General features: G+C 56.8%; 1 rRNA gene. It reads left to right on the top strand.

Annotated elements, in window-relative coordinates:
* Positions 1 to 380: 380 nt before the first annotated feature.
* Positions 381 to 831: ribosomal RNA gene (locus tag ACH01S_RS41745) — 23S ribosomal RNA — on the top strand; the annotation flags it as partial.

The following is an 831-nucleotide window of genomic DNA, read 5'->3' as shown; positions in this document are numbered from 1 at the left end:
TATGACGGCGAATGTCTGTCAGGTGGCTGCTCATAGATGTGGAGCACTGGTTATTCAGTCTGCTGGCCGTGCGGCTCAGCTAGTACCGTCCCCGAGCTCTGGTTCGGGGGAGTGGGAACGAGGAGCTTCGGGCGGCTGGCAGGTTGGACACGCTGTTGGGTCCTGAGGGAACGGGCTACCTAAGCCTGGGTGACCTCGGATCGCGGGACCAAGACCACGGCTCTTCACGGGGTTGTGGTTTTGGTGGGCCCGGTTGTTTTTTGAGAACTGCACAGTGGACGCGAGCATCTCTGGTGAGAACTCGTTCTCTTTCGGACCGGTTTCCGGTTTGTTTGAGTTCGTGTTCTTGTCTTCTGCGATTTGTTTTGATCGTTTTGTGTGTTCAAGTTTTTTAGGGCATACGGTGGATGCCTTGGCATCAGGAGCCGATGAAGGACGTGGGAGCCTGCGATATGCCTCGGGGAGTCGGCAACCAGACTTTGATCCGGGGATTTCCGAATGGGGAAACCTGGCACCCGTCATGGGGTGTCGCCGCCGTCTGAATGTATAGGGCGGTTGGTGGGAACGCGGGGAAGTGAAACATCTCAGTACCCGCAGGAAGAGAAAACAATAGTGATTCCGTGAGTAGTGGTGAGCGAAAGCGGAGGAGCCTAAACCGTGCGCGTGTGATACCTGGTAGGGGTTGCGTGTGCGGGGTTGTGGGACCATCCGGCTGGGTCTACCAGTCCAGCAAGGAGTTACAAACTGCTCGGGTAGTCGAATGGTCTGGGAAGGCCGACCGTAGACGGTGAGAGTCCGGTAGACGAAATCTGAGTGGCTTCTGGGTGTGTT

The sequence above is a fragment of the Actinomadura chibensis NBRC 106107 genome (assembly GCF_001552135.1).
GTDB lineage: Bacteria > Actinomycetota > Actinomycetes > Streptosporangiales > Streptosporangiaceae > Spirillospora > Spirillospora chibensis.
Note: the sequence above shows the minus strand (reverse complement) of the source record. Positions and strands in the feature narration are given on the sequence as shown.